The 24,470-nt window shown below is 31.0% G+C and carries 27 protein-coding genes; 7 read left to right on the top strand and 20 right to left on the bottom strand.

From position 1 onward, the window contains the following. Positions 1-107: 107 nt before the first annotated feature. Positions 108-2,954, bottom strand: coding sequence for a galactose-binding domain-containing protein (locus PTZ02_RS03655; protein WP_274226458.1), 2,847 nt, complete (start codon positions 2,952-2,954; stop codon positions 108-110). A gap of 618 nt (positions 2,955-3,572) precedes the next feature. Between PTZ02_RS03655 and PTZ02_RS03650 the strand changes: the two genes are divergently transcribed. Beyond that, the gene (locus tag PTZ02_RS03650; protein WP_274226457.1) at positions 3,573-4,142 is read left to right on the top strand and encodes a hypothetical protein; all 570 of its coding nucleotides are present in this window, start codon (positions 3,573-3,575) and stop codon (positions 4,140-4,142) included. Between the two features lie 50 nt (positions 4,143-4,192). On the opposite strand, the gene PTZ02_RS03645 is transcribed toward PTZ02_RS03650, so the two are convergent. Next, positions 4,193-5,017, bottom strand: a complete 825-nt coding sequence (locus PTZ02_RS03645; protein ID WP_274226456.1) for an MBL fold metallo-hydrolase — start codon at positions 5,015-5,017, stop codon at positions 4,193-4,195. A 147-nt stretch (positions 5,018-5,164) separates the two neighbouring features. On the opposite strand from PTZ02_RS03645, the gene PTZ02_RS03640 reads away from it, so the two are divergent. Both PTZ02_RS03640 and PTZ02_RS03635 read left to right on the top strand, forming a co-directional pair. Continuing rightward, entirely contained in the window at positions 5,165-5,416 is a 252-nt protein-coding gene (locus tag PTZ02_RS03640) for a hypothetical protein (protein ID WP_274226455.1), read from the top strand. A gap of 24 nt (positions 5,417-5,440) precedes the next feature. Next, a complete protein-coding gene (locus PTZ02_RS03635; RefSeq protein WP_274226454.1) occupies positions 5,441-6,136 on the top strand; it encodes a class I SAM-dependent methyltransferase in 696 nt (231 codons plus the stop codon). Positions 6,137-6,184: 48 nt separating this feature from the next. Here PTZ02_RS03635 and PTZ02_RS03630 read toward each other — a convergent pair whose 3' ends face one another. From PTZ02_RS03630 to PTZ02_RS03595, 8 genes are all read right to left on the bottom strand, one after another. Continuing rightward, entirely contained in the window at positions 6,185-7,156 is a 972-nt protein-coding gene (locus tag PTZ02_RS03630; RefSeq protein ID WP_274226453.1) for a Gfo/Idh/MocA family protein, read from the bottom strand. A gap of 52 nt (positions 7,157-7,208) precedes the next feature. After that, entirely contained in the window at positions 7,209-7,604 is a 396-nt protein-coding gene (locus tag PTZ02_RS03625) for a hypothetical protein (RefSeq protein ID WP_274226452.1), read from the bottom strand. A 15-nt stretch (positions 7,605-7,619) separates the two neighbouring features. After that, positions 7,620-8,369 carry a hypothetical protein gene (locus PTZ02_RS03620; RefSeq protein ID WP_274226451.1) on the bottom strand — a complete coding sequence of 250 codons (750 nt, stop codon included), beginning with the start codon at positions 8,367-8,369 and terminating at the stop codon, positions 7,620-7,622. A 147-nt stretch (positions 8,370-8,516) separates the two neighbouring features. Then, positions 8,517-8,714 carry a cold-shock protein gene (locus PTZ02_RS03615; protein WP_202767356.1) on the bottom strand — a complete coding sequence of 66 codons (198 nt, stop codon included), beginning with the start codon at positions 8,712-8,714 and terminating at the stop codon, positions 8,517-8,519. A gap of 239 nt (positions 8,715-8,953) precedes the next feature. Continuing rightward, positions 8,954-9,664, bottom strand: a complete 711-nt coding sequence (locus PTZ02_RS03610; RefSeq protein WP_274226450.1) for an MBL fold metallo-hydrolase — start codon at positions 9,662-9,664, stop codon at positions 8,954-8,956. Between the two features lie 9 nt (positions 9,665-9,673). After that, positions 9,674-10,399: a DUF434 domain-containing protein gene (locus PTZ02_RS03605; RefSeq protein ID WP_274226449.1), complete on the bottom strand. Its 726-nt coding sequence runs from the start codon at positions 10,397-10,399 to the stop codon at positions 9,674-9,676. 185 nt (positions 10,400-10,584) lie between these two features. Next, positions 10,585-11,061, bottom strand: a complete 477-nt coding sequence (locus PTZ02_RS03600; RefSeq protein WP_274226448.1) for an immunity protein YezG family protein — start codon at positions 11,059-11,061, stop codon at positions 10,585-10,587. Between the two features lie 99 nt (positions 11,062-11,160). After that, positions 11,161-11,463 (bottom strand): hypothetical protein, encoded by a 303-nt coding sequence (locus PTZ02_RS03595; protein ID WP_274226447.1) that lies wholly within the window; start codon positions 11,461-11,463, stop codon positions 11,161-11,163. Between the two features lie 174 nt (positions 11,464-11,637). Between PTZ02_RS03595 and PTZ02_RS03590 the strand changes: the two genes are divergently transcribed. From PTZ02_RS03590 to PTZ02_RS03575, 4 genes are all read left to right on the top strand, one after another. Continuing rightward, positions 11,638-12,252, top strand: a complete 615-nt coding sequence (locus PTZ02_RS03590) for a TetR/AcrR family transcriptional regulator (protein ID WP_274226446.1) — start codon at positions 11,638-11,640, stop codon at positions 12,250-12,252. Positions 12,253-12,329: 77 nt separating this feature from the next. After that, entirely contained in the window at positions 12,330-13,211 is an 882-nt protein-coding gene (locus tag PTZ02_RS03585; protein ID WP_274226445.1) for an ABC transporter ATP-binding protein, read from the top strand. Between the two features lie 4 nt (positions 13,212-13,215). Further along, on the top strand, positions 13,216-14,016 hold the full coding sequence (locus PTZ02_RS03580; protein ID WP_274226444.1) for an ABC transporter permease subunit: 801 nt from the start codon (positions 13,216-13,218) through the stop codon (positions 14,014-14,016). A 38-nt stretch (positions 14,017-14,054) separates the two neighbouring features. Then, the gene (locus tag PTZ02_RS03575; RefSeq protein WP_274226443.1) at positions 14,055-14,849 is read left to right on the top strand and encodes an ABC transporter permease subunit; all 795 of its coding nucleotides are present in this window, start codon (positions 14,055-14,057) and stop codon (positions 14,847-14,849) included. A gap of 59 nt (positions 14,850-14,908) precedes the next feature. Here PTZ02_RS03575 and PTZ02_RS03570 read toward each other — a convergent pair whose 3' ends face one another. From PTZ02_RS03570 to ruvX, 10 genes are all read right to left on the bottom strand, one after another. Beyond that, positions 14,909-16,519, bottom strand: coding sequence for a penicillin-binding transpeptidase domain-containing protein (locus PTZ02_RS03570; RefSeq protein WP_274226442.1), 1,611 nt, complete (start codon positions 16,517-16,519; stop codon positions 14,909-14,911). 52 nt (positions 16,520-16,571) lie between these two features. Further along, positions 16,572-17,192 (bottom strand): uridine kinase, encoded by a 621-nt coding sequence (gene udk, locus PTZ02_RS03565; RefSeq protein WP_274226441.1) that lies wholly within the window; start codon positions 17,190-17,192, stop codon positions 16,572-16,574. Positions 17,193-17,203: 11 nt separating this feature from the next. Further along, the gene (locus PTZ02_RS03560; RefSeq protein ID WP_274226440.1) at positions 17,204-18,421 is read right to left on the bottom strand and encodes a peptidase U32 family protein; all 1,218 of its coding nucleotides are present in this window, start codon (positions 18,419-18,421) and stop codon (positions 17,204-17,206) included. A 6-nt stretch (positions 18,422-18,427) separates the two neighbouring features. Continuing rightward, positions 18,428-19,072: an O-methyltransferase gene (locus tag PTZ02_RS03555; protein ID WP_274226439.1), complete on the bottom strand. Its 645-nt coding sequence runs from the start codon at positions 19,070-19,072 to the stop codon at positions 18,428-18,430. 97 nt (positions 19,073-19,169) lie between these two features. After that, positions 19,170-20,996 carry a translational GTPase TypA gene (gene typA, locus PTZ02_RS03550; protein WP_274226438.1) on the bottom strand — a complete coding sequence of 609 codons (1,827 nt, stop codon included), beginning with the start codon at positions 20,994-20,996 and terminating at the stop codon, positions 19,170-19,172. A gap of 103 nt (positions 20,997-21,099) precedes the next feature. Next, complete coding sequence (locus PTZ02_RS03545) at positions 21,100-21,453, bottom strand: YlbF family regulator (protein ID WP_274226437.1); 354 nt, start codon at positions 21,451-21,453, stop codon at positions 21,100-21,102. Between the two features lie 15 nt (positions 21,454-21,468). Continuing rightward, positions 21,469-23,136 (bottom strand): ribonuclease J, encoded by a 1,668-nt coding sequence (locus tag PTZ02_RS03540; RefSeq protein WP_274226436.1) that lies wholly within the window; start codon positions 23,134-23,136, stop codon positions 21,469-21,471. A 69-nt stretch (positions 23,137-23,205) separates the two neighbouring features. Further along, positions 23,206-23,655, bottom strand: coding sequence for a Fur family transcriptional regulator (locus PTZ02_RS03535; RefSeq protein ID WP_202767372.1), 450 nt, complete (start codon positions 23,653-23,655; stop codon positions 23,206-23,208). Between the two features lie 21 nt (positions 23,656-23,676). Continuing rightward, complete coding sequence (locus PTZ02_RS03530; protein WP_274226435.1) at positions 23,677-23,934, bottom strand: DUF1292 domain-containing protein; 258 nt, start codon at positions 23,932-23,934, stop codon at positions 23,677-23,679. A 49-nt stretch (positions 23,935-23,983) separates the two neighbouring features. Then, positions 23,984-24,397 carry a Holliday junction resolvase RuvX gene (gene ruvX, locus PTZ02_RS03525; RefSeq protein ID WP_274226434.1) on the bottom strand — a complete coding sequence of 138 codons (414 nt, stop codon included), beginning with the start codon at positions 24,395-24,397 and terminating at the stop codon, positions 23,984-23,986. Positions 24,398-24,470 lie beyond the last annotated feature (73 nt).

Genomic DNA, 24,470 nt, shown 5'->3' with positions numbered 1-24,470 from the left:
ATGAGGAGCCCTTTAATGACTCCTCATTTAAATTTAAAACTACAACTATTTAAATTATATTTTAAAGAACGATTATGGGAGTTATATTAACTTAACCTATATTATTTTTAATAGTCAGTTACAGTTTGTCTAGTACTTCCTGCTTTTGCTGCTGCTCCTGTATTATTTACTACATGAGTAATTTCTCCATTACCTGTTAAATATACTGAGCAAGCATGATGCACTTTTACTCCAGAAGTAGTTGGAACCTCAATACCAGTATTGGCTGAAACAACTGCATCTCTAAAGTATGAGTATATTCCAGAACCATAAAGCTGATGAGTTGTAACATTATCTGCTACTTTGTATGAAGCATATCCATTTACTGTTCCATTATGACTCATCCAAGAAGCTTGGTTTGGAACATCGTAGGGCATTTCACTTTGATAGAAGTATACTCTTCCACCATTACCATTCCATAAGGTTTGATATTCATGGAAGTGTTCTACAAATAGCCCATATATGGTAACATCATTCCCATTAACTACAACACCATTCTTTGTTGTATTTATTGTCCAGCCTACTCCATCTACACCATGGTCAGCACGCCATACCCAGAAATTATCTCCAATAACGTTATTGCTGTTTATTTTTAAGCTTACATCAGCTTTACCAACTGCTGCTCCACCAACTCTAAAGAATAAATCACTAAGTGATGTTGGATTAGCTGCATGGTTTTGTGTGCTTCCTGAAGGTCCAACTTCTAATAATGTTGGTGAATTATTGCTACCTGCATCAAAAAGTAAACCAGATATATTTACTCCATCAACATCTGCCACGGTCATGGCTGCTGTTCCATTGTCTGGAACTAAAGTTGCAAGACCTAATCCAAGTATTACAGTGTTAGGATTATTAACTTTAATGGAATCACTTAAATGATATACCCCTGGTGTAAATATTAGATTTTTCCCTTGATTAAGTGCTGCATTAATACTTGCAGCTGTATCTCTATCTGATCTTGCAATATAGAACTGATCTATCGACATAGATGTACCTTGACCCATTCCATTAGCCCAGCTAATTCCCTGAGAATTACTCCTTAAAGCTGGTACGAATACTGAATACTTTCCATTACTATCTATTGTTAAAAAAGGTTTTTCTCTAACAACAGGAGTTTGACCAACTACTGTATTTGGTACTGATGGGAAAGAACTGTCATTAGTTGGTGCACCATTATTACCTACAAATACCATGTTCCAGTTTCCACCATTCCAAGATCCCATTTGGCTATTTCTAGTTAAGAATTGTTGTTGTGAGCCAGATGAGATTGTTCCATCTACCTTTGAATCTGATATAAATCCACCACTTGACCAAGCACCATCATAGTTTGTTCCATAAGGATCCCATAAAGATAATCCACCTTTTATATGAACACGTCTCATTGGTGCTGCTTGTGATACCGCCCAAGTTAATGTTCCTGCTGTTGTTAAGTTATTTGATACATAAGTTGGGCTAACTGCTAGATTTTCAACTGATCTCCAGAAGTTACAAGTTGCATTACCATTCATCCAATCTGCTTCACAACGTACTGCCCCTGTAATGTTAACATCATCTGGCATTTGTCCTAGTCCGTAAACTGAGGTATAAAAGCCTACATTAACATTTACATTATATGAACCTGGTTTAAATAAAAGAGCGTATCTCTCTGAACCAAATTGGTTACTTTGCATTTGATTAAATATTGTATCAACTGTACTTTGAATACTAGCGCTTGACATAGATGGATCAAATATTTTTACATTAGGTCCAAAGTCTACATTACTACTACTTCCAATCGTAATAAAAGAAGTTGCTATATCAGAATCTGTCATACCAGATTTATATGCGATAGCCTTAACAGTTGTTGTTTGTGATACAGTAAATGCCCCTGAATAAACAGTACCATTTGTTGCAGATGGATTAGATCCATCTGTAGTATATCTTACGGTTGAACCAGAAGTACTATCAGAAATTGTTACACTTTGTGCTGAAGTGTAACTTCCATTTGAAGGTGTTATTGCTGGAGTACTTACTTTATTGGCTACTACTGCAGTTCCATATACTTCAAATCCCCATAAGGAATATCCATATTGAGTTGTTCTTGTGGTTCCATACATTCTCACATATCTTCCAGTTACAGAAGCTCCAAAAGTTATTGCCTCTGTCCCCCCAGTTCCACCTGTTTTTGTATAAGCATCTACCCAATTAGAATTATCACTTGACACTTGAATTTTGTAATCTTTTGCTGCAGCTGTTTCCCATATTAACTTAGCTCCCGTAACATTATAAGTTGAACCTAAATCTACAGAAATCCATTGTGGATCACTAAAAGCAGACTCCCAACGAGTTCCAGCATTATCACTATCAAAAGCTAATGCTGCTGTATTACCGCCTAAAAATGAAGATGCAGTAGCTGTTTTATTTAATGCAATATTTGAACTTTGTGTAACTGCTGTTCCATATACCTCAAAATCCCACAAGGAATAACCATAGCCTGTAGTTCTAGCTGTACCATACATTCTTACATATCTTCCTGTTGTAGGAGTGGAAAAAGTTAGTGTCTCTGTCCCCCCTGTTCCACCAGTTTTAGTATAAGCATCTACCCAACTTGCATTATCTGTAGACACCTGTATCTTGTAATCCTTTGCTGCTGCAGTTTCCCAATTTAGCTTAACTCCTGTTACATTATAACTTGTCCCAAGATCCACAGAAATCCATTGAGGATCGCTCCAGTCAGATTCCCATCTAGTACTTGAGTTACCATCAAAAGCTAAGGAAGCTGTGCTTCCTGCAATGTTTGAAGATGAGGTTGCAGTTTTATTCAATGCAATATTAACTGGCTCTGCTTTTGTAATTAATGTAGTACCCATAAATAAACTAGTAAAAACTGATAGAGATAGAATTGTTGATAAAAGTTTTTTACCCTTCTTGAACATTTTACTTACCTCCTAAAATCATTTTACTTTTGGAAATATACAATGTTATCCTACATATTTAGCCACCCCTCCCTTCATCAGAAATTATTTATTTAGCAGAGTACTATTGCTATGTATCGGTAGAATTAAATTAAGCTATGACTATTAAAGGTAGATTAGTCTCTGTAAACGTTTAACCGAAACATGTACTAAAATAACCTACACAAATAAAACTATATAATTTTTCTCTCACACTGAAATAAAATAAGAATTGTAACACTGACTATAAAGTATAACTTCTGCAATTACTAAAATCATACCCATATTCAAAAGAAATGTTTAATAAGAAAATCTTAGAATTTATAGTTGTGGGGAGTTAAGTAAAATTGACTTTAATACAAACATTATTATTTCAATAATATGGCATATATAAATCTATTTTACATATTTAGTATATGTTTATATTTTATGCTAATAATTTTATAATTTCAATAGAAAACTTATAATTATGCAAATATTATTTTTCAAATAATTTTATTTATAAAAAATATAAATCTCTTGTTAATCTTTATAATATAATTCTCAAAAATGCGCCATACTATAATCGAAAGTTTATGTTATAAAGGAGGAACTTATATAATGAAAACTAAACTATTTTTATCATCATTACTTGTAGTATGTACACTTTTTACTGCATGTGCTAAGAAAAATGATCAAACAACTCAACCAGCTGAGCCAGCTAAGCAAAATACAGGAAATACAGATGCTGGTACCTCTGCTTCAGTTGTAAATAATGCTGATGCTTTTGAAAAGGCAATAGGTTCAAAAGGTACATGGATTGTTGCTATAACAAAAGATCTTACAGTTGATAAAGATCTTGTAGTTGAAGGTGAATTCAAAAATGGTAAAAAAGATGATAAAGGAAATGATCAAATTCAACGTAAAATAGCACTTTATTCTCAAGATGAAAATCGTAACATAACTGCAAGATTTACATTAACTGCACCAAAAATGACTTTTAGAAGTCCAATGGGTAGTCTTCAACATGGAACCTTCAAAGGAGATTTATATGTTGACGTAAAGGGTTTCCAACTTATAGACACTAAAGTTGATGGTAATGTATACTTTACTTCAGATGAAAATAAAACAACATTTAAAATGGATGATAAGAGTTCTATAACTGGTAAACAAGAAGTTATAAAAAAATAAAAAAATAATAGAAGCCGCTATGGCTTCTATTTCTTTATTAAACAAATCTTTTACGTAAATCTTCCATGCTCGGGCTTAGCTAGCTCTTCAAAGTTATCCTTAAGATAATTCAGATGAGATTTTAATTCTTCTCCTTCTAATGGATTTCCATGACTAAATACTGCTAGATTAGGTTTTAGATTTGCTATGGTTTCAACTGCATCTTTTGCATCTTCCCAGTTAGTTGTAAGATATGCTGGAGGCCCGCTAATTTGCTCTCTTTGAGTTAATACTGATATAAGAGATTCTTGCTTTGTAGTACATAATGCATCTCCCACAATAATTGTTCCATCGCTTTCTCTGTATAATGAAATATGTCCTGGAGTATGACCTTGAGTTAAAATCCACTTCCATCCAGGCATATGTGGAATTGTTCCATCCTCAGGAAGCTTATGAATAAACCCGCCTAAGTCTAATGCTTCATTTGGAAAGTATTTGGACATCTTCGCTACCATTCCATCATCGACTGTAGAGTCCCCTCTTGGGTAATCCTTTTTACCTGTTAAATAAGGTATTTCAAGTGGATGAACGTAAACTGGAATATTATAAGTTTTAATAAGCTGAATAACTGAGCCTACATGATCAAAATGTCCATGAGTCAATATAATTGCTTTAGGATAACTCTTCACTCCATAAAGCTTTTCTATTGTATCTATTATAAAATCTCCTGAAGTCTTAAGGCCAGTATCCACTAATACAAATTCATTAGGTTTTTTACTTAAATCTGCAACAATACAGGAATTTACTATTGTAAATCGTAAAAGTATAATGTCGTCGGTTAGTTGTTCATAAGTCTGCATTATATCAGATATTTTTTCTATCATTTGATCAATCATAAAGCTTCCTCCAATTCTTTTTATCTTATATTTATTTTGCATAAATTTTCACTACATTATTCTCTATCAAAATAAGGCAAAGCTACGCGAAAATGTGCATTTTATGATATAATACTACTATCGAAAGAAGATAGGAGATTGATATATATGAAGGCAAAATTAGGCGAACAGATTAGATTTAATAAACCATATACAATCCCCCTTGCTAAAGGTGGAACTGCAAAAATTGTACCTGGGGATATTGCAAGAGTCATGAAAAAAGTTGACGAAAATACTGCTGAAATTATGTATCTAACAGGTGAAGCCAAGGGATTAAGTCAAAAAATTCTCCTACAAGTTGATACAAATATAGATGCAGATTCTATTGTAAAAAAAATAATGAGTAATCTTAACAAATAATAGTATTCTTATAAGGAGTTATTAATGGCTAATCACGATATTTTCACAGTTGAAGACGTTTTTAATATGTTAGACGCAAAGCTTCAAGATCAAAGAGAAAGATGGGAGAATTTTTATTCTGAAAGGAAATTTAAAGCTCCTTTTATTAATCATCCTGATTTACCTGATGAAAATCTTAAAGAATTCTTTTCAAAACTTGAAAGGGTTCCTAATAAGGTTCTTGAACTCGGCTGCGGTGAAGGTAGAAATGCAATATTTATGGCAAAGCAAGGTTCTAATGTTACCGGAGTTGACTTATCCGAATCTGCTATAAAAAATGCAAGAGTGCAAGCTGCTAAAAATACTGTTAAAGTAGATTTTTTATGTAAATCTATCTTTGAGTTTAAAAATATGCATTTTGATTTTATTTATGATAGTGGATGTTTTCATCATCTTCCGCCCCATAGAAGAATTACATATTTAGAGCTCTTAAGAAGTTCTTTAAAAACTGGAGGTTATTTTGGATTAGCTTGTTTTTCTACAGAGGTAGATTCTGAAGAACACACTGATTGGGACTATTATGAACGCCATATTACTGGAACTGGTTTTTCAAAAGAAAAACTTGAAAAAATATTTAGCGATGATTTTGAGATTATTGAAATTAGAAAATATAAAGATGGTATTCCTGATACCTTACAAGGACTAAGTTTTTTGTGGACTGCCTTATTTAAGAAAAAGTAAAAAAGCAACTTAAAGGCTACTAAAAAATAGCTTTTAAGTTGTTTTTAATTATTTTATACCTTGAGTTCTTACCTCATCCATTATTCTCATTATATCTATAGAATCCTGCCAACTCATTATTTCACTTTGAAACTTGCCATTACTTATACAGTCTACAACCTCATTTATTTGATATTCAAAGCCATTTATATCAAATGGGATATATATCTTTTCTTCTTCTCTTCCATTTACCCATATGGTTGCGGTATCTGCACTAGAGAATCTTTCAACGCAAATCCTTCCCTCTGTCCCTATAATATTAGCTTCTCTTTTAGAGTTAACATTTATTGCTCCATATAGTTGTGCTTGCTTTCCTTCATTATAAGTTAAATTAATTGAAGCACATTCATCTACTCCTGTTGAACCTATATAAAGGTTACTTCCTATACTTATAGGTTTATTTCCAAATATAAAAGAACTATAAGAAATAGTATAAATTCCTACGTCAAGAAGTGCCCCACCACCTAGCTCTTTATTATATAACCTCCCTAATGGGTCAAATTCAGCTTTAAATCCAAAATCTGCTTGAAGTAAACGAACATCTCCTATTCTACCTTCTTCAATCCATTCTTTTACTTTTTTATTTATAGGTAAAAATCTTGTTTTCATAGCTTCCATGAAAAACACTTTATTTTCTTCTGCTGTTTTTATTACTTCCTTTACCTCTTCTTCACTTATGGTTACAGGTTTTTCACAAAGTACAGCTTTTCCATTTTCCAAACACATTATTGATATATCTTTATGAAATGGATGTAGAACTGCCACATATATTGCATCTACAGTATCATCCTTAACTATATCCTCATAACTTCCATAGCATCTATCTTTAGATACACTATATTTGTTTCCAAAAGCAATTGATTTCTCCATAGATCTTGAGGCAACAGAAACAAGTTCTACATTTTCCATCTTAGTCACAGCTTGTGCAAATTTATTAGCAATTTCCCCAAGCCCTATTATTCCCCATCTTAATTTCTTCATTGAGTTTCCTCCTTATAAAAGGTTTACTAATTTACACTAATTATATCACAGCTTATATGAAATACATTACCACAATAAGTAGAATTATAATTGTTCCATAGAATATTCCAATAGTTAATGATACACATTCTTTAGCCCACTCTATTATGCTCCACTTTAGAGTTTCAGATTTCATGGAAAAATCTATATCATCTTCATTTTTATTTCTTACCTCTTCATAATATTTTCTAAAATAATTTTCTTGACTTAAAAAATATGAATCTAGTATCCAAAACATTAAAACAGGAAAATAAGTTAAAATAATATACTTATTATTTGAGTCCTTTGCGGCTAGCGCAAACATTGCAGCAACCAACGTAATAGCCCACCCCTTTAAAAGGAATGAGTTATTTGCCATTCTTGATATTATCCCTTGAATTAACTCTAAATGCTTTATTTTATTCTCCATTAATTCACCTATAAATTAATCCTTTTTAAGTAATGATTTCATTTCATATAATGTATCTAATGAGTTACCACTAATATATTTTTCTTTCCATACATATAAATCATCTTCACTTAATTCAATTAATTCATCCATTTCTAAATAATATTTAATGGGCAAATTAGAATTAAATACATATATATCAGGAGATTTAATGCGATGAAGGTTAGGATTTCTTTTTCGTATTAATTTAATCATTGCTATTTCATAATATATCCAAGGTGATACTGTACTATTGATTACTCCTGAAACATTTAATGAATTAGGAGTATTCAGAAAAATTAAACATTCAGTATTATCTATCATCTTTGATAAGGCAATCGAAAGCATCATATGAACATGACTTGTAGATTTATTTCTTTTAAAATAGTCATATTGGTCTTTATCCTTTTCGAAACAGAAATTATCATCAATTATTTTTAAAAGTTCTTCTGAGTATCCCCATACACAGGAATCAACAAAAACCTTTAGTTTAAAATTTTCATTAAGCCACCCTGCTAATGCTACTGCTTTTTTTTCGTCTTTATATGCATAAGATATAAACACATCAGCCTCAACTAAAGGGAACCAATTAGATTGAATTTTTGTACCATTTATAAATCCATCCTTTAAAATAAAACTTTCTAAGCCTTTTCTAATTAAAGCTTTATTTTCATCTAACAATTTTGTACCTAAATCATAATAATAATCAAGTTTATTACTCAGTATCAAATTAAATGCCGCATACATATTTATCACCATTAATTAATTATATAACTTAAATATATTATGATATTTTAGATAAATTACCTTTTAATATTTATCTACTGAAGATAAATATACAGCAAAAAACCCCTTTAAATAGTTGCCTATTTAAAGGGGTAAAACTTACATCAATTAGATAGCTGTAATATTTTCTGCTTGAGGACCTTTTTGTCCTTCTACTACGTCATAAGAAACTTTTTGTCCTTCTTGAAGTGACTTATAACCTTCTGCAACTATTTGAGAAAAATGAGCAAATACATCTTTACCATCTTCTCCTGTTATAAATCCAAATCCTTTTTCTCCGTTAAACCATTTAACTGTTCCTGTCATTTTTGTTCCCTCCGAAATTTTATTATTTCTTAAATTCTTTGTAATAACTCACCAACAAAATTTCGATATTATCATACCCATTTGAAGTACTAATTGAAATATATCTGTGTTACATTATTTACTATTAATTTAAGCTTCTTTATTATAATATAACAGTTTGTTTTATAAAGCAAGTTATTTCACCTTTCAAATATATCTTTTCCAAAGGAATAGTATTTATACATAGATTTATTGATTAATTAATTTTTTAAAATTTCAACTACATTAAATCCACTATTTCTGATTTCTTCTACTGACACATGCCCATCAAGATGCATACAATAAACTTTATTTCTAAATTCCTCTGGTATTATTTGAATCAATTTATTAATATATAAATGTCCATTGCCTTCATAGTCAAGCCCGCTAGTATCTTGATATACTCTTTGAATTTCTCCACTTATAAGTTTATCAATTATTTTATTTTCTATTTCATTTGAATCCCCACTATAATAAAATTTTTCTCCTTTTACACCCATTATAAATCCATAACATGGAAGTTTGCTGGAATGTGTTGTTTTTATAAATTCAACTTCTACCTTACCAAGAGCATTATCACTTATTAAAAATTCCTTATAGTCATTCATATAATACATTTCTTCTCCAACACCTAAACCCGCTAAAATTCCATTAAGAAAAGCTTTATCAGGAAAATAAACTTTTGGCTTATGCTTTAAAATGTAGTTTGAATAAAATATTGTATCACCTAAGCTTCCAATATGATCTGGATGAGTATGGGTAATAATAAAATATAAATTTTCAATTCCTTGTAGCAGGTTTAATTCTTGTAATTTATGAAATACTGTTCCTCCACAATCTATAAGAATTAAGCTATTATCTTTTTTTATGTAAGCGCTATTATTACCTAACTTAGTATTAAATGCACTTCCTATTCCAATAAAATTAAGCATTTCCCCTCCTTAACCTATAGATTCTAAACTTTTAAAATCTATAATCCAATAGTTTGAATTTTCATTTTCAACAATTTCTCTATTTAAGTTTATCCAGCTTTCACACTTATCTAAAATAATTGCGTCGCTGGTTATTACGTTAGGTAAACCTTCTAAAGTTTTATCAACATTGTTTATATTTTGAACATTAACTTCAAAATTATAAACTTTTAATAACTCTAGTATTCTTTCCTTTAACCTTCCAGAATTTGATACTGGAGCATCTAAATAAAAATTTGCTTCAGTTATTTTATGCTTACTTATAATATTTCCAATTAGATTAATGGCAATATCTGTTTTATCTATTAACCTATAAGTTCCCCTAAGTCCAGCTAAATCTCTAATAGTGCCATCTAAACATCTTAGTACTAAAGATTCAGATAATAAGACTTCCAGCGTAATGATTGTATTAAAACCATCGATATGTACTGTTGAATTCTCTAAACTTCCTAATACTTCTTTTTCTTTTCTCACTTTAACTGAATTTTCAGATGATATTGCTCTTACTAAAGCTAATCTCTGTCTTTCTGATAGTAAATAGTGATTGCCGATAAAAGTAGAGGCTCCTTTTATGTTATATCCTTGATTTATAAGATAGTATAAATCCTTAGCTGCTTTATGTAGTATTTGTATAGATTCATATCCAAATTCCTCTTTATCTTTAGGTGAAAAACCCCTTCTAACAATATTATTCATATTATACCTCTTATTAAATACTTCTAGTTATACTTATCTTTTCTAAAAATGATATCACTAAATATACTTTGCCAATTGCCATATGAATATTACTTCTTATCGAACAAAATGTAATAAAAAAAGATCCAAACTATTAGTCTTAATATGTTAAAAAACTTACTCTCTAATAGCTAAGATCTATGTAATTACTTGGTTATACAATTTCTATACTCATCTAATAACTTCATCTCATATTCATCTTCTGGTACTATTCCAAGCTCATCATAGGCCCATCTTATTTCACGTTCTAAAAGTCCAATTTCATTATTTATTTCATAATCAAATTTAACTTTAAATTTACCATCACTATTTAAGGTTAAGGTAAATGTACTCCAAGCAGTTTCACCAGCATTTTTAAATTCTTGCCATAGATTTCTGTTAATCTCCCTTAGTTCTCTTAAAAGAAGTTTAAAGGTCTCTCTGCTAACACCAAATTTACTAGGGATATCTCCAGAGTAATTAATATTATTGCAATCATCTGTATAAAAATAAAAACTAGCAGAGTTCACAGTCCCTAGCTCTTCAGCATACATTACAATCTTGTCCCATTTCATTGGAATAATTTCATCTAATTTTTCAGCAATTTCACCGTAATATTTGTTTAAGTCATTTTCGTTAATCATATTTTACTCCTTCAGTAAACTTAACAAATTTATATTATTTAGATTATAACATATATTAACACATTTTATGTCCACCTAAAATATAATAAATATTTCAGTTTAGTTCTGACTTAATACATGCTTTATAAATTCTTCTGGCAATTCCATATCATATTTTTCTACATAATAAATTATATCAGAGCGCCATTCATAGTCACCGTCAGTCATTAAGCTAAGTTCTAATGTTGTATTATTAGAATTTATTAAATCCCTTCCTACTGCTGGTGCTTGGGCTATAACTTTAGATTTTTTCATATATTCTATAACTTTTTCTTTATTCTTAATTGGTCTATTTATTAACTCTTTTATTGATGGATATTTATCATCCTCATAAACTTCTCGTATTTGCCCTATCATAATCATACTTGATTACCTCCAATTTACTTATATAATATATTCTAACTCATTCTTACATACTATTTTATACTTTATTTTAATTCATCAAAAATATTTTTTCAACTCTATTGACCGAATCGGTTTATGGCGTTATAATCAAATAAACCGATTCGGTTTATAAGAATTTGTGAGGTGGTGTTTTTGGAGAAATTTAAAAATTTGCCAAAGGAAAAGCAAGATGTAATTATAAATGCGGCACTTAAAGCTTTTGGAACTAATGGATATAAAAAAACCTCTGTTAGCGATGTTGCTTCCGCTGCTGGAATTTCTAAAGCCATGGTATTTCATTACTTTGGTACAAAAAAAGCATTGTATCTATACTTATTGGAACTATGTGGAACAATTATTACTAATGAAGTTATCAATAGATTTGATAATTCAGTTACTGATTTTTTCGAAAGAATCAAAATGGCAACTGAAATCGAACTTTCTGCTATGAAACAATACCCTCCTATACCTACTTTCCTAACAAGTATGTATTTTGAAGAGGATGATGAAGTAAAAGATGTCATTAAAGCTGGTATTGCTCAAGGTGAAGGCTTTAGAGAAAAAATAGCCTTTGATGGTATGGATGTTTCAAAGTTTAAGGACACTATTGATCTTAAAATCGTTATGAAATTGCTCTATTGGATGACTGATGGATTTATGAAACAGTTCTCAGGTAAAACAGATGTAGATTTTGAAGGCATATGTAACGAGTTCTATGATTGTATGGAAATGCTTAAAAAGAACTTTTATAAAGAAGAATACCTGTAAAAGCTAAGAAAGAACTACATATTAGAAATTTATATAAAAAAGGATTTATACGATTATAATTTTAGGAGGTTTCAATTATGAATGTCATTGAAATTAAAAATCTTACAAAACAATATGGTAAGTCCAGAGGTATAATTGACGTTAACTTAAACGTTGAGGAAGGGGAAATCTTTGGTTTTATTGGCCCAAATGGAGCTGGAAAATCTACAACCATTAGAACTCTTTTAGGACTTATATATCCAACTAGCGGTAGTGCAACTATATTCGGAAAGAATTGTATTGAGAACCCTGAAGTAAGACAATCACTAGGTTATCTTCCATCAGAAGTATTCTATTATGATAATATGCGAGTTTTAGATTTATTAAAATACTCTGCAAGCTTTTATAAAAAGGATTGTACAAAAAGAATACATGAGCTAGCAGAAATTATGGATTTAGACTTAAAAAAGAAAATAGATGATCTTTCTTTTGGTAATAAAAAGAAAGTTGGTATAGTACAAGGGCTTCTACATGAACCAAAACTAATAATATTAGATGAGCCTACTAGTGGACTTGATCCCCTAATGCAACAAAGATTTTTTGAACTTATTAAAGAGGAAAATAAGAAAGGTGCAACTGTATTCTTCTCTTCTCATATTCTAGGTGAAGTTCAGAAGATGTGTAGCCGTGTTGCTTTCATAAAAGAAGGTAAAATCATTAAGCTTGAAAAGATTAGCACACTTCAAGAAAATAACTATAAGAAAATCAGTATTGAAGCTAAATCTAATATTAAAAAAGAAGCTTTTAATGTTAAAGGGGTAAATAATCTTAAGATTGAAAAAGATACTGCTAGTTTCATATTTAAGGGAAATATCAACGCAATTACTAAAAAATTAGCTGAAATAGAACTTAATAATATATCAATTGAAGAGCCGGATTTAGAGGAAATCTTTATGCACTATTATTCAAAGGAGGAATAGTAATATGAATATTTTTCTACATGAACTAAAGACTCTGAGAAAAACAACAGCTATATGGATTATTGTTTTAGTTTCTTTACTGGCACTATATCTTTCAATATATCCTGGAATGGCTAATGATGCTGAAGATTTTAAAAAATTATTAGAAGGTTATCCAGCATCCGTTAGAGCTATGCTTGGAATTAATTTAGATACAATAACCTCTATTTTAGGGTTTTACTCAATGATATTTTCCTTTATCGTCGTTTTTGGTGCTATTCAGGCTATGAATCTTGGGGTTTCAATACTTTCTAGAGAATCCAGAGAGCGAACAGCTGATTTCTTATTAGTAAAGCCTGTTTCTCGTACATCTATTGTAACTGCAAAGCTTTTGGCTGCCTTTACTGTTATCATTATTACAAATATTATTTTCTTAGCTGTATCTTTCATTATGGCAAATATGGTTAAAACTGCAGATTTTGATGTAAAGACGTTTTTCCTAATTAACCTTACCCTATTTTTTATTCAAGTTATATTCCTTGCAATTGGTATGGTTTCTTCAGTATTCTTTAATAAACTTAAAAACATACTGCCTCTATCACTAGGCGTAGTTTTTGGCTTATATATGCTAGGTACACTTATTGCAACTGGAAAGGATGTTGACATTGCGCGTTACTTCTCTCCTTTTAAATATTTTGATATACCTTATATTATTAAAAACATAAGCTATGAGTCTTCATATATGATTACTGGAATAGCAATCGTAATTGTTTCTATAATTGTAAGCTATATAGTTTATAACAAAAAAGATATCCATGCAGTATAATCTTATGCTCTTGGATTTAATTAAAAGGAGGTATAATAATGAATATTTTTATAAGAGAATTAAAAGCTAATAGAAAAGCCCTTATAATATGGAGCATTTGTATGATTTTATTGGTTGTAAGTGGTATGGCAAAGTATACTGCTTATTCTGAAGGGGGTTCTGCTAATGAAGTTTTTAATAAGATGCCCTTCACCTTAAAAGCATTACTTGGAATTGGCTCCTTTGATGTTACTAGCATTGGTGGTTTCTTTGCATTCTTATTTCTTTATATTGAACTAACAGTAGCAATTCATGCTGTTCTTCTAGGAAATGGTATTATCGCAAAGGAAGAAAGAGACAAAACCACAGAATTTTTAATTGTAAAACCAGTATCTAGATCTACTATCATTACTTCAAAGCTTCTTGCTGCATTAGTAAATCTAGTGATAATAAATTTAATTACCTTGGTTTCTTCAATAGTAATGGTAGCTCAATACAATAAAGGAGCTTCAATTAATGGTGAAATATTAACATTCTTCTTTGTAATGTTTATAGTTCAACTACTTTTCCTTTCACTTGGAGCCTTACTATCAGCATTTATGAAGAAGGCTAAAGTATCAGGTTCAATAGCAACAGGAATACTACTTTTATCCTTTGTAATTTCAAAGATTACTGATGTAACAGATCGTATGAATTTTTTAAACTTACTTTCCCCTTTTAAATATTTTAACTATGCGGATATAGTAAACGGAAATGGACTAGATTTTCTAATAGTCTCTGTAACACTATTAATGGTCGTTGTTTTTTCTGTACTAACTTATTTCTTTTACAATAAAAGAGACTTAGCTATTTAATAAAAAGAGTCCTACGTTCGATAATGTAGGACTCTTTTTATACTATCTCAATATTTAAATTACTTATTTTTCATCATATCTAAAACAATATCCTTAAAAATAGGAGCACCAGTATTACCACCTACTAAATTTTCTCCTTCTTCATTTTTACCATTGATATCAGGAACAAAGATTACCATTGTATAATACTTCTTTCCTATATTAAAATAACCACTAAACCATCCATGAGTTGTTCCTTTAGCTCCAGTTGCTGATCCTGTTTTACCTCCTATATCTACATTAGGAATAAAAGCATTAGTTCCAGTACCTTTTTTAACTACCTCTCTCATATTTTCCTTTATTTCATCTGCTATAGTTTTTGAAATAATTCTTGTTTTAGTACTTGTATAGTTATTCACAGGCTTATCGTTGATATCTAATATTGATTTAACTATGCTAGGCTTAACGTAAACTCCTCCATTTACAATGGTGTTTATTGCTCCTGCCATTTGTACTGGAGTGACTGTCATTGCCTGCCCTATACCTATATTACTAAGTCCTGCTTCTTCTTTAGGTTTAGTTCCTGAAATTTCTTTTGTTAATCCTAAAGCCTTACTATACAGCCCTTCAGACTCAGCTAACTTCATTAATTTATCATAGCCAACCTTTTGAGCAACCTGAAAGAATGTATCGTTACAAGATACTAACAATGCATCTCTAACAGATAAAGTTCCGTGAGAATATGGCTTACCATCTTTTTGGCATATCTCGCCTTTACATACAAACTTATCACTTAATGAAACATCCTTATCCTCTAATGCCGCCTGTTCCACAAGTAGTTTAAAGGTTGAGGCTGGTTCAAAGCCTATTCCTTCTGCTCCAATTAACAGATTGGGCTGTGATTCATCTTTTTGAACTAGCGCTTTAATATCTCCACTTTCACTATCCATTATAACTACACCGGCATTCTTTAAACTAGAATATTCACTTTTATTTAAGATATTTTTAATTCTATTATTTAAATCTAAATCTAAAGTTAACTGAATATTTTTATTATCCTTATTAACTTCATATCCTTCCTCTTTATAGACTCCTGACTTGTCTAAAGAAAATTTAACCTGTGGTGATTTATTATTTTTAATATAACTTTGTAGTGTTGCCTCTAGAGATCCTTCTTCATACTTATCCTTTGCATTTACTTTACTTAGCAGATCTGTAATAGACCAAGAATTCTTACTATCTGACTCATCATAGGTATAGGCATATATACCTTTTATATTGGTCATATTTTTTACTTTGTTATAAGTATCTTCATTAACCACAAAATAGCTCTTTCCAGCTTTTTTTAATATTTCATCATAACTAAAGTTATCTACTTGGGTTTTCATAATAAAATTAAATGCCAAAAGATTTTGCATATTATCATCACAGTTATTTAAACTAAAGGGTTTAGAATCAATAACAACTACATACTTCTTTGAATAGGTCATTAAATCCTTACCCTTAGAATCTAGCATCATGTAGTTATTTTGAGAAATGTTTTCCACTTGATAATTAACCATAGAAACACTTGCTCTATCTGGATTATATTTATTTACTACAATATATGTTCTCACTGATAAAAGAATAAAAAGTACACAAAACCCTATCCCCATATACTTGCTTCTTTTTGCATGTATGGATTTTACCATAAAAAAACACCTCCCCGATTAAATTCTTGACTCTAGGGAGATGTTTTATACACTATTTATTTAATATTTGATTTATTTTAGATACCATAATATCAATTGCTACTTTATTTTGTCCACCTTCTGGTATTATAATATCAGCATGTCTCTTTGTTGGCTCTGTAAATTGTAGATGCATTGGTCTAACTACAGATAAGTATTGCTCTATAACGGATTCTAAGGTTCTTCCTCTTTCGTTAATATCTCTAACTATTCTTCTTATTATTCTAACATCAGCATCAGTATCCACATATATTTTTATGTCAAGAAGATCTCTTATTCTTTCATCTTCAAGAACTAATATACCTTCAACTATTATGATTTCCTTCGGTTCTAATATAATTGTTTCTTTTTTTCTATTATGTATTGAGAAATCATATATAGGCATCTCTATTCTATTTCCAGCTAATAAAGCCTTTAAATGTTCAACTAATAAATCATTATCAAAAGCCATTGGGTGATCGTAATTTGTTTTAACTCTTTCTTCCATAGCTAAATGACTTTGATCTTTATAATATGAATCCTCTTGAATCATTCCTATACAGTCTTCATTAAAATTTTCATATATTGCTTTCGCAATTGAACTTTTTCCGGATCCCGTGCCCCCAGTTATTCCAATAAGAATTGGTTTCTTCATGTTTTTCCTCCTTATTTTCCCTTTATAAGCATATCTTTTTCTTTTAATGGAGCATCTACTGTAACTGTAAATACCATTCCAGCCTTATTAGCTACATCAATTTTTGCTCCTTTTTCATCTTTCATATCCATTAGCTCAATTGTGTAGTTTTCTCTATCAGGAGTTAAAACTTCAACCTTATCGCCTTCAAATACTCTATTCTTCTGTTCTATTACAGCTATCTTTGTAGTTTCATCATAGCTTCTAACTACTCCAACTATATCAAAATCTCTTATGTAAGAAGAATCGTCATATACTTGTTTATTTGGTTCATTAAAATAAAAACCTGTATGGTAGCTTCTATGAGAAACTTTTAATAAATTATCTACCCAAACTTGTTTTAATTCATAATTTTCTGGATCTGCCATGTAAGCATCAATTGCTGATCTATAAGATTTTACTATTGCAGCAACATAATATGCACTTTTCATTCTTCCTTCTATTTTAAAGGAGTATATTCCACTTTCCATAAGCTCTGGAATATGTTCTATCATACATAAATCTTTTGAATTCATTATGTATGTTCCTTTTTCGTCTTCCACTATAGGGAAGTATTCTCCAGGTCTTTTTTCTTCTACAAGATAATATTTATACCTGCAAGGTTGAGCACAAGCTCCTCTATTTGAATCTCTGCCTGTCATATAGTTTGATAATAGACATCTTCCGGAGTAGCTCATACACATAGAACCATGTACAAAAGCTTCAAGCTCACAATCTTCTGGAAGTTTGTCTCTTATATCCTTAATTTCAACCATAGAAAGTTCTCTAGCTAAAACAATTCTTTTTACACCTTGTTCATGCCAGAACTTAGCTGATCTCCAGTTAACGTTATTAGCTTGAGTACTTAAATGTATTTCTAACTCAGGAACAACATCTCTTGCTGTTACTATAATTGATGGATCTGATACAATAACTGCATCTACTCCTAATGAGTGAATATCTTTTAAATAATCTTCAAGTCCGACTAAATCTCCATTATGAGGGAAAACATTTAGTGTTACATAAAGTTTTCTTCCTCTAGAATGAGCATATTCTACTCCTTCTTTAATCTGTTCATTTGTAAAATTGTCCGCAAAAGCTCTTAAATTAAGCTTGCTTCCTCCTATATATACAGCATCTGCGCCATAGTCTATAGCTATCTTAAGCTTTTCTAAACTACCTGCTGGTGCTAAAAGTTCTGGTTTTTTCATTACTTTTTACCTCCTCTTTGTTATAGCAATTCCATCGCCCATTGGTATTACAGAGGTTATTAAGTCCTTATCTTTTGAAACTAATTCTAAGTAAGTTTTCATTCTTTTAACAATTGTGATTTTTCTTCTTTTAACTAGTTCATTTGAAGCAACCATTCCTCTAAATAATACATTATCTGCTATGATTATACCATCTGTTTTAAGCAATCTCAAACAGTGTGGTAAGAAATGATTATAGTGTCCTTTTCCTGCATCCATAAAAATCATATCATAAGGCTCTGTTAAATTTTCAAGTATTTCTAAACAATCCCCTTGTAATATTTCTATTGATGATTCTAAGGAAAATCTTTCTACATTCTTTTTAGCCATAGCAATCATTTCGTCACTTCTCTCAATAGTAGTAATATGGGCTTCCTTATTTGAAGCTTCATACATAAGTATTGATGAATATCCTATAGCTGTACCTAATTCTAATATTCTCTTTGGTTTTTGAAAACTCACCATAAATTCTAAAAACTTTGCAGTTTCTTTCTGAACAATCGGGACTTGGTTTTCATGCGCAAAATCCTCAAGTTCTTTTAAAGATCCTTCCTTTTCTGGAATAAGATCTCTTATATATTTTTCCATATAATCGTAAGTGACTCCACTCATTATACTTCCTCCAAATTATAAGGGAACTCATGGTTCAGAATTTCCTATTAGAAACCCTGATAAAGGGCTTCTTAATAGAAGCCCAATTATCCATGAGTTATTTTTTACTTCTTGAAATTTGTTTCTTTCTATCTCCACTGTCTAGAACTCTTTTTCTCATTCTAATGCTTACAGGGGTAACTTCTACTAACTCATCACCATTAATAAATTCTAATGATTGTTCAAGAGACATAGCTCTTGGTGTAGAAAGCTTTAATGCATCATCAGAACCAGATGATCTTGTATTTGATAAATGTTTCTTCTTACATACATTTACGTCTAAATCGTCTGCTCTTGAAGATTCTCCAACTATCATACCTTCATATACTTCTGTACCAGCACCTATAAATAAAGTACCTCTTTCTTGTGCATTAAATAATCCATAAGTTAAAGCATCTCCAGATTCAAATGCAACAATTGAACCTCTGCTTCTTCCTGGGATTTCACCCTTGTATGGTTCATATCCATGGAATACGTGGTTCATTATTCCGTTACCTTTAGTATCAGTTAAGAATTCATTTCTAAATCCTATAAGACCTCTTGCTGGAATATTAAATTCAAGTCTAGTATATCCATTTTGTGCAGAAGTCATATTAACCATTTCTGCTTTTCTAGGTCCTAACTTTTCCATTACAGGTCCCATAAACTCTTCTGGAACATCTATAGTTAAGTATTCTATTGGTTCAAGCTTCTTACCATGTTCTTCTTTAAATATAACGTTTGGTTTAGAAACTTGTAATTCATAACCTTCTCTTCTCATAGTTTCTATTAATATTGCTAAGTGAAGTTCTCCTCTTCCTGATACTTCAAAACAATCTGGAGAAAGTTCTACAACTTTTAAACTTACATTTGTTTCAAGTTCCTTAAATAATCTATCTCTTAAGTGTCTTGAAGTTATAAACTCTCCTTCTCTTCCTGCAAATGGTGAATCATTAACCATGAAGTTCATGTTTAATGTAGGTTCGTCAATATCAACAAATGGAAGTGCTTCTGGATTAGCTGAATCTGCAATAGTTTCACCTATATTAGCATCACCAATACCTGAAACTGCTATTATATCACCTATTGATGCGATATCTGTATCAACTCTCTTTAGACCTTCATAAGTATATATGTTTGAAGCCTTGAAGTTTGTGATTTTTCCAGCTTGCTTAACTATAGATAAGTTTTGATTCTTCTTGATAGTTCCACGTACAATCTTACCAATTGCTATTTTACCTACATACTCACTTGTATCTAATGTAGTAATAAGCATTTGTAACGGCTCGTCTGCATATCCCTTAGGTGGTTCAACCTTCTCAACAATTGTCTTAAATAAAGGTTCCATATTGTCTGATTCATCTTCAACTTCTAGCTTTGCTATTCCGTCTCTTGCAGATGCATAAACTATTGGGAAGTCTAATTGCTCGTCCTCTGCACCAAGTTCTAAGAATAAGTCAAATACTTCATCTATAACTTCTTCTGGTCTTGCATTAGGCTTGTCAATTTTGTTTATTACAACGATTGGCTTTAATCCTAATTCAAGAGCTTTTCTTAAAACGAACTTAGTTTGTGGCATTGGACCTTCATAAGAATCTACAACAAGTAAAACAGAATCAACCATTTTAAGTACACGTTCAACTTCTCCACCAAAATCAGCATGCCCTGGGGTATCAATTATGTTTATCTTAATTCCATTATGTATAACAGCAGTATTTTTAGAAAGAATTGTTATTCCTCTTTCTTTTTCTAAGTCGTTAGAGTCCATTACTCTTTCTTCGACTTTTTCATTAGATCTAAATATATTGCTTTGCTTAAGTAGTGCGTCTACCAATGTTGTCTTACCATGGTCAACATGGGCAATAATAGCAATATTTCTTATATCTTCTCTTACAGTTAAATTCATTTTTATTCCTCCAAGCAAAATTTGCAAAATAAAATTGGATACTTACGTATCCAATCTTCAGTCTATATTACATTCTAATATTAGAGAGTAAAAAAGTCAAATCTTATTCTTGAGATGGTGCAATAATATTTACTCCTATTGCGTCATTTAAGATTTTTAAAATATCATCCCACATCTGAGCAAATGAGGCTTCAGCTGAAATATAGCTTGAAACTTGTGGGTTTAACATAATAGTTCCCCCAAGATTTTGCATTTTTTCCTCTGTTTCTTTTGATATTTTTCCTGTTTGTACTTGTTCACTATAAGCTTCAAATTGAATTCTTCTAAAGTCTTCAACCATTTTTTTAGCTTCTGGAGTCTCATTAATTTTATTTGTAGCCTCTCTATATGCTATAACTTGAGGATCATTTCTTAACTCATCCGCTAAAGCGTGAACTTTATCATAAATATTTTGCATTGTCTTTCCCCCTAATTAAATTTCCATAATTATTGGTAGTATCATAGGCTTTCTCTTAGTTCTTTCATAAAGAAAGCTTCTTAATTGATCCTTCATGTTTGACTTTAAGGTCGCCCAATCAGTAATTTTTCTCTCCTCACAATCTTTTAACACGTTTTTAACAATATCTCTTGCTTCATCCATCAATCCTTCAGATTCTCTTACATATACAAATCCTCTAGAAATAATGTCTGGACCTGCAATAACTGTACCTGATTCTTTCTCTATTGTTACAACAACAGTTAAAATACCATCTTGTGATAAATGCTTTCTATCTCTTAATACTATATTTCCTACATCTCCAACTCCAAGTCCATCAACAAAGACTTGACCTGAAACAACAGTACCATTTTTTCTTATTCCATCTCTAGTTACTTCTATTACATCCCCATTTTCAGGAATATAAGCACTTTTATCTGGCAATCCTAGCTTTACAGCTAAATCACAATGTTGCTTTAAATGTCTATATTCACCGTGAACTGGCATAAAGTATTTTGGTTTAACTAATGTATGCATCAATTTAAGTTCTTCCTGGAATGCGTGACCAGATACATGAACATCTGCTAATGCCTCATATATTACATTTGCACCTTTTTTAAATAATGAGTTTATAACTTTAGATACCAATTTTTCATTTCCTGGAATAGGCGACGCTGAAATAATTACAGTATCCCCTTCTAATATATTTATTTTCTTATGGTCAGAGCTAGCCATTCTTGCTAAAGCTGACATCGGTTCACCTTGGCTACCAGTTGTAATTATAACAATCTTGTCTTGAGGATACTTATTAATTGAATCTACTCCTATTAACGTATCCTTACCAGCATCAATATAACCTAATTCCATGGCAACTTGAAGAACATTCTCCATACTTCTTCCTGAAACAGCAACTTTTCTTCCATAAATCTGTGCCGCAGTAATTATTTGTTGCATTCTGTGGACATTAGATGCAAAAGTAGCAACTATAATTCTTCCTTTTGCTTTACCAAATAGATTTATAAAACTTTCCCCTACAGTTCTCTCAGACATAGAATATCCTGGTCTTTCAACATTAGTTGATTCTGCTAGCATAAGTAGAACACCTTTTCTTCCTAGTTCAGCTAGTCTTGTAAAGTCAGTTTGCTCTCCATCAATTGGAGTATAATCGATCTTAAAATCTCCTGTATGAAGTACCGCACCTATAGGCGTATGGATTGCTATTGCTGAAGCATCTGCAATAGAGTGAGTTTGCTTTATAAATTCTACTGAAACCGAGTTAAGCTTTATTACATCTCTGGATTTAACTCTTATAAGTTCAGTTGTACTAAGTAACCCATGCTCCTTTAATTTTGTTTCAACCAATCCAATAGTTAGCTTTGTGCCATATACTGGTACATTTAATTGCTTTAGTACATATGGTAATGCCCCTATATGATCCTCATGACCATGTGTTAAAAATATACCTCTAACCTTATCTTTGTTCTTTATAAGATATGACACATCAGGTATAACTATATCAATTCCGAACATATCTTCATCTGGAAATTTTAATCCGCAGTCTATTACAACAATATCATCTTTGAATTCTATCACAGTAATATTTTTACCAATTTCATTAATTCCTCCTAGAGGAATTACTTTAACTTTTGCTTTTTCTCTTTTCATATTTCCCCTCCTTTTATATTTGAAATACTAAAGATGTCTTCTCCTTTGTAAAAGAGGATACCTTTACTATCATTTTTTACAATCATTACAAATTCCATAGAATTTAACCGAATGATCTAATATCTTAAAGTTATATGTTTCTTCAATTTTGTTTTCAATAACTTCTAAAAGGTCATCTTCTACTTCTAAGACCTTTCCGCACACGTTGCATACTAGATGATGATGTCTATGAGTTTCTCCCTCATGAGCAAGTTCATATCTAGCACACCCATCATCCAAATCTAGTTTATATATTATGCCAAGTTCTTCCAAAAGTAAAATAGTTCTATACACCGTAGCTAAACCAATCTCAGGACATCCTCTTTTTACCTCATCATATATCTCTTCGGTAGTCAGATGTTTACCTTCATTTTCAATTATGGTATTTACAATAGCTCTTCTTTGTGGTGTTAGCTTATACCCTTTTTTCTTTAAATCTTCTTTTAACTCATTAATCTCTTTTTCACTTAAATATGGCATAAATTTACCCTCTCTTTTTACTTAATCCTGGAATACTGCTTCGTATGCCTCTGCAACCATTTGAAACTCTTCCTCATCTTCAATTGTTGCTAGAACATCATTTCCATCTTCATCCTTGATAATTTTTAATGCTATAGCCTCATCTTCACTATCCTCTGAATCTGAAGGTACAACTATAACATACTCATTATCTTCAATATCAAGCTTTGTTAATACATCAAATTCAGTCTCCACTCCCTCTTCGTCTAATAATGTAATTTTGTCAACATTGTTCTCCATAAATACACTCCTTCTCTTAATTTATTCACATATATAAAATTGGAAGCCACTATTTAGAATTTCTATCTAAATATCCTTGCAAAATTAAGGCTGCCGCTATTTTATCCACTATTTCTTTTCTTTTTCCTCTTGACAAATCTGCTTCTAACATAGCTCTATGAGCTGCCATTGTTGTTAGTCTCTCATCCCAATATTCTATCTTAGGATTAAAAGATGCTTCAAGCTTCTCACAGAACTTATAAGTTCTTTCAGCTGCTTCTCCAAGCGTTCCATTCATATTTTTAGGTAAACCAACTACTATAATTTCAGCAGAATACTCATCATATATCTTTTTAATTTCTGCTATATCATAATTATAGTTTTTTCTTTTTATAGTTGTTATACCTTGAGCAGTAAACCCTAATGGATCACTTACTGCTACACCTACAGTTTTCGTTCCAACATCTAAACCTAGTATGCGCATTTTTTCTCCTTATAATTAAAGAATAATTACGGTAATTTTGTTTAAATGATTAATAATCTTAAATTAATATTCA

The organism is Clostridium sp. 'White wine YQ' (assembly GCF_028728205.1).
Lineage (GTDB): Bacteria > Bacillota > Clostridia > Clostridiales > Clostridiaceae > Clostridium_T.
Note: the sequence above shows the minus strand (reverse complement) of the source record. Positions and strands in the feature narration are given on the sequence as shown.

What these genes read in the sequence shown, in the direction of transcription:
- PTZ02_RS03585 (WP_274226445.1), top strand. Translation starts at nt 12,330, where the DNA reads ATGAATGTCATTGAAATTAAAAATCTTACAAAACAATATGGTAAGTCC.
- PTZ02_RS03655 (WP_274226458.1), bottom strand. Translation starts at nt 2,954, where the DNA reads ATGTTCAAGAAGGGTAAAAAACTTTTATCAACAATTCTATCTCTATCA.
- PTZ02_RS03540 (WP_274226436.1), bottom strand. Translation starts at nt 23,136, where the DNA reads ATGAAAAGAGAAAAAGCAAAAGTTAAAGTAATTCCTCTAGGAGGAATT.
- PTZ02_RS03610 (WP_274226450.1), bottom strand. Translation starts at nt 9,664, where the DNA reads ATGCTTAATTTTATTGGAATAGGAAGTGCATTTAATACTAAGTTAGGT.
- PTZ02_RS03620 (WP_274226451.1), bottom strand. Translation starts at nt 8,369, where the DNA reads ATGTATGCGGCATTTAATTTGATACTGAGTAATAAACTTGATTATTAT.
- PTZ02_RS03555 (WP_274226439.1), bottom strand. Translation starts at nt 19,072, where the DNA reads ATGAGTGGAGTCACTTACGATTATATGGAAAAATATATAAGAGATCTT.
- PTZ02_RS03570 (WP_274226442.1), bottom strand. Translation starts at nt 16,519, where the DNA reads ATGGTAAAATCCATACATGCAAAAAGAAGCAAGTATATGGGGATAGGG.
- PTZ02_RS03615 (WP_202767356.1), bottom strand. Translation starts at nt 8,714, where the DNA reads ATGACAGGAACAGTTAAATGGTTTAACGGAGAAAAAGGATTTGGATTT.
- PTZ02_RS03530 (WP_274226435.1), bottom strand. Translation starts at nt 23,934, where the DNA reads ATGGAGAACAATGTTGACAAAATTACATTATTAGACGAAGAGGGAGTG.
- PTZ02_RS03630 (WP_274226453.1), bottom strand. Translation starts at nt 7,156, where the DNA reads ATGAAGAAATTAAGATGGGGAATAATAGGGCTTGGGGAAATTGCTAAT.
- udk (WP_274226441.1), bottom strand. Translation starts at nt 17,192, where the DNA reads ATGAAGAAACCAATTCTTATTGGAATAACTGGGGGCACGGGATCCGGA.
- PTZ02_RS03640 (WP_274226455.1), top strand. Translation starts at nt 5,165, where the DNA reads ATGAAGGCAAAATTAGGCGAACAGATTAGATTTAATAAACCATATACA.
- PTZ02_RS03580 (WP_274226444.1), top strand. Translation starts at nt 13,216, where the DNA reads ATGAATATTTTTCTACATGAACTAAAGACTCTGAGAAAAACAACAGCT.
- PTZ02_RS03595 (WP_274226447.1), bottom strand. Translation starts at nt 11,463, where the DNA reads ATGATTATGATAGGGCAAATACGAGAAGTTTATGAGGATGATAAATAT.
- ruvX (WP_274226434.1), bottom strand. Translation starts at nt 24,397, where the DNA reads ATGCGCATACTAGGTTTAGATGTTGGAACGAAAACTGTAGGTGTAGCA.
- PTZ02_RS03605 (WP_274226449.1), bottom strand. Translation starts at nt 10,399, where the DNA reads ATGAATAATATTGTTAGAAGGGGTTTTTCACCTAAAGATAAAGAGGAA.
- PTZ02_RS03545 (WP_274226437.1), bottom strand. Translation starts at nt 21,453, where the DNA reads ATGCAAAATATTTATGATAAAGTTCACGCTTTAGCGGATGAGTTAAGA.
- typA (WP_274226438.1), bottom strand. Translation starts at nt 20,996, where the DNA reads ATGAATTTAACTGTAAGAGAAGATATAAGAAATATTGCTATTATTGCC.
- PTZ02_RS03535 (WP_202767372.1), bottom strand. Translation starts at nt 23,655, where the DNA reads ATGCCATATTTAAGTGAAAAAGAGATTAATGAGTTAAAAGAAGATTTA.
- PTZ02_RS03645 (WP_274226456.1), bottom strand. Translation starts at nt 5,017, where the DNA reads ATGATTGATCAAATGATAGAAAAAATATCTGATATAATGCAGACTTAT.
- PTZ02_RS03625 (WP_274226452.1), bottom strand. Translation starts at nt 7,604, where the DNA reads ATGGAGAATAAAATAAAGCATTTAGAGTTAATTCAAGGGATAATATCA.
- PTZ02_RS03600 (WP_274226448.1), bottom strand. Translation starts at nt 11,061, where the DNA reads ATGATTAACGAAAATGACTTAAACAAATATTACGGTGAAATTGCTGAA.
- PTZ02_RS03635 (WP_274226454.1), top strand. Translation starts at nt 5,441, where the DNA reads ATGGCTAATCACGATATTTTCACAGTTGAAGACGTTTTTAATATGTTA.
- PTZ02_RS03650 (WP_274226457.1), top strand. Translation starts at nt 3,573, where the DNA reads ATGAAAACTAAACTATTTTTATCATCATTACTTGTAGTATGTACACTT.
- PTZ02_RS03575 (WP_274226443.1), top strand. Translation starts at nt 14,055, where the DNA reads ATGAATATTTTTATAAGAGAATTAAAAGCTAATAGAAAAGCCCTTATA.
- PTZ02_RS03560 (WP_274226440.1), bottom strand. Translation starts at nt 18,421, where the DNA reads ATGAAAAAACCAGAACTTTTAGCACCAGCAGGTAGTTTAGAAAAGCTT.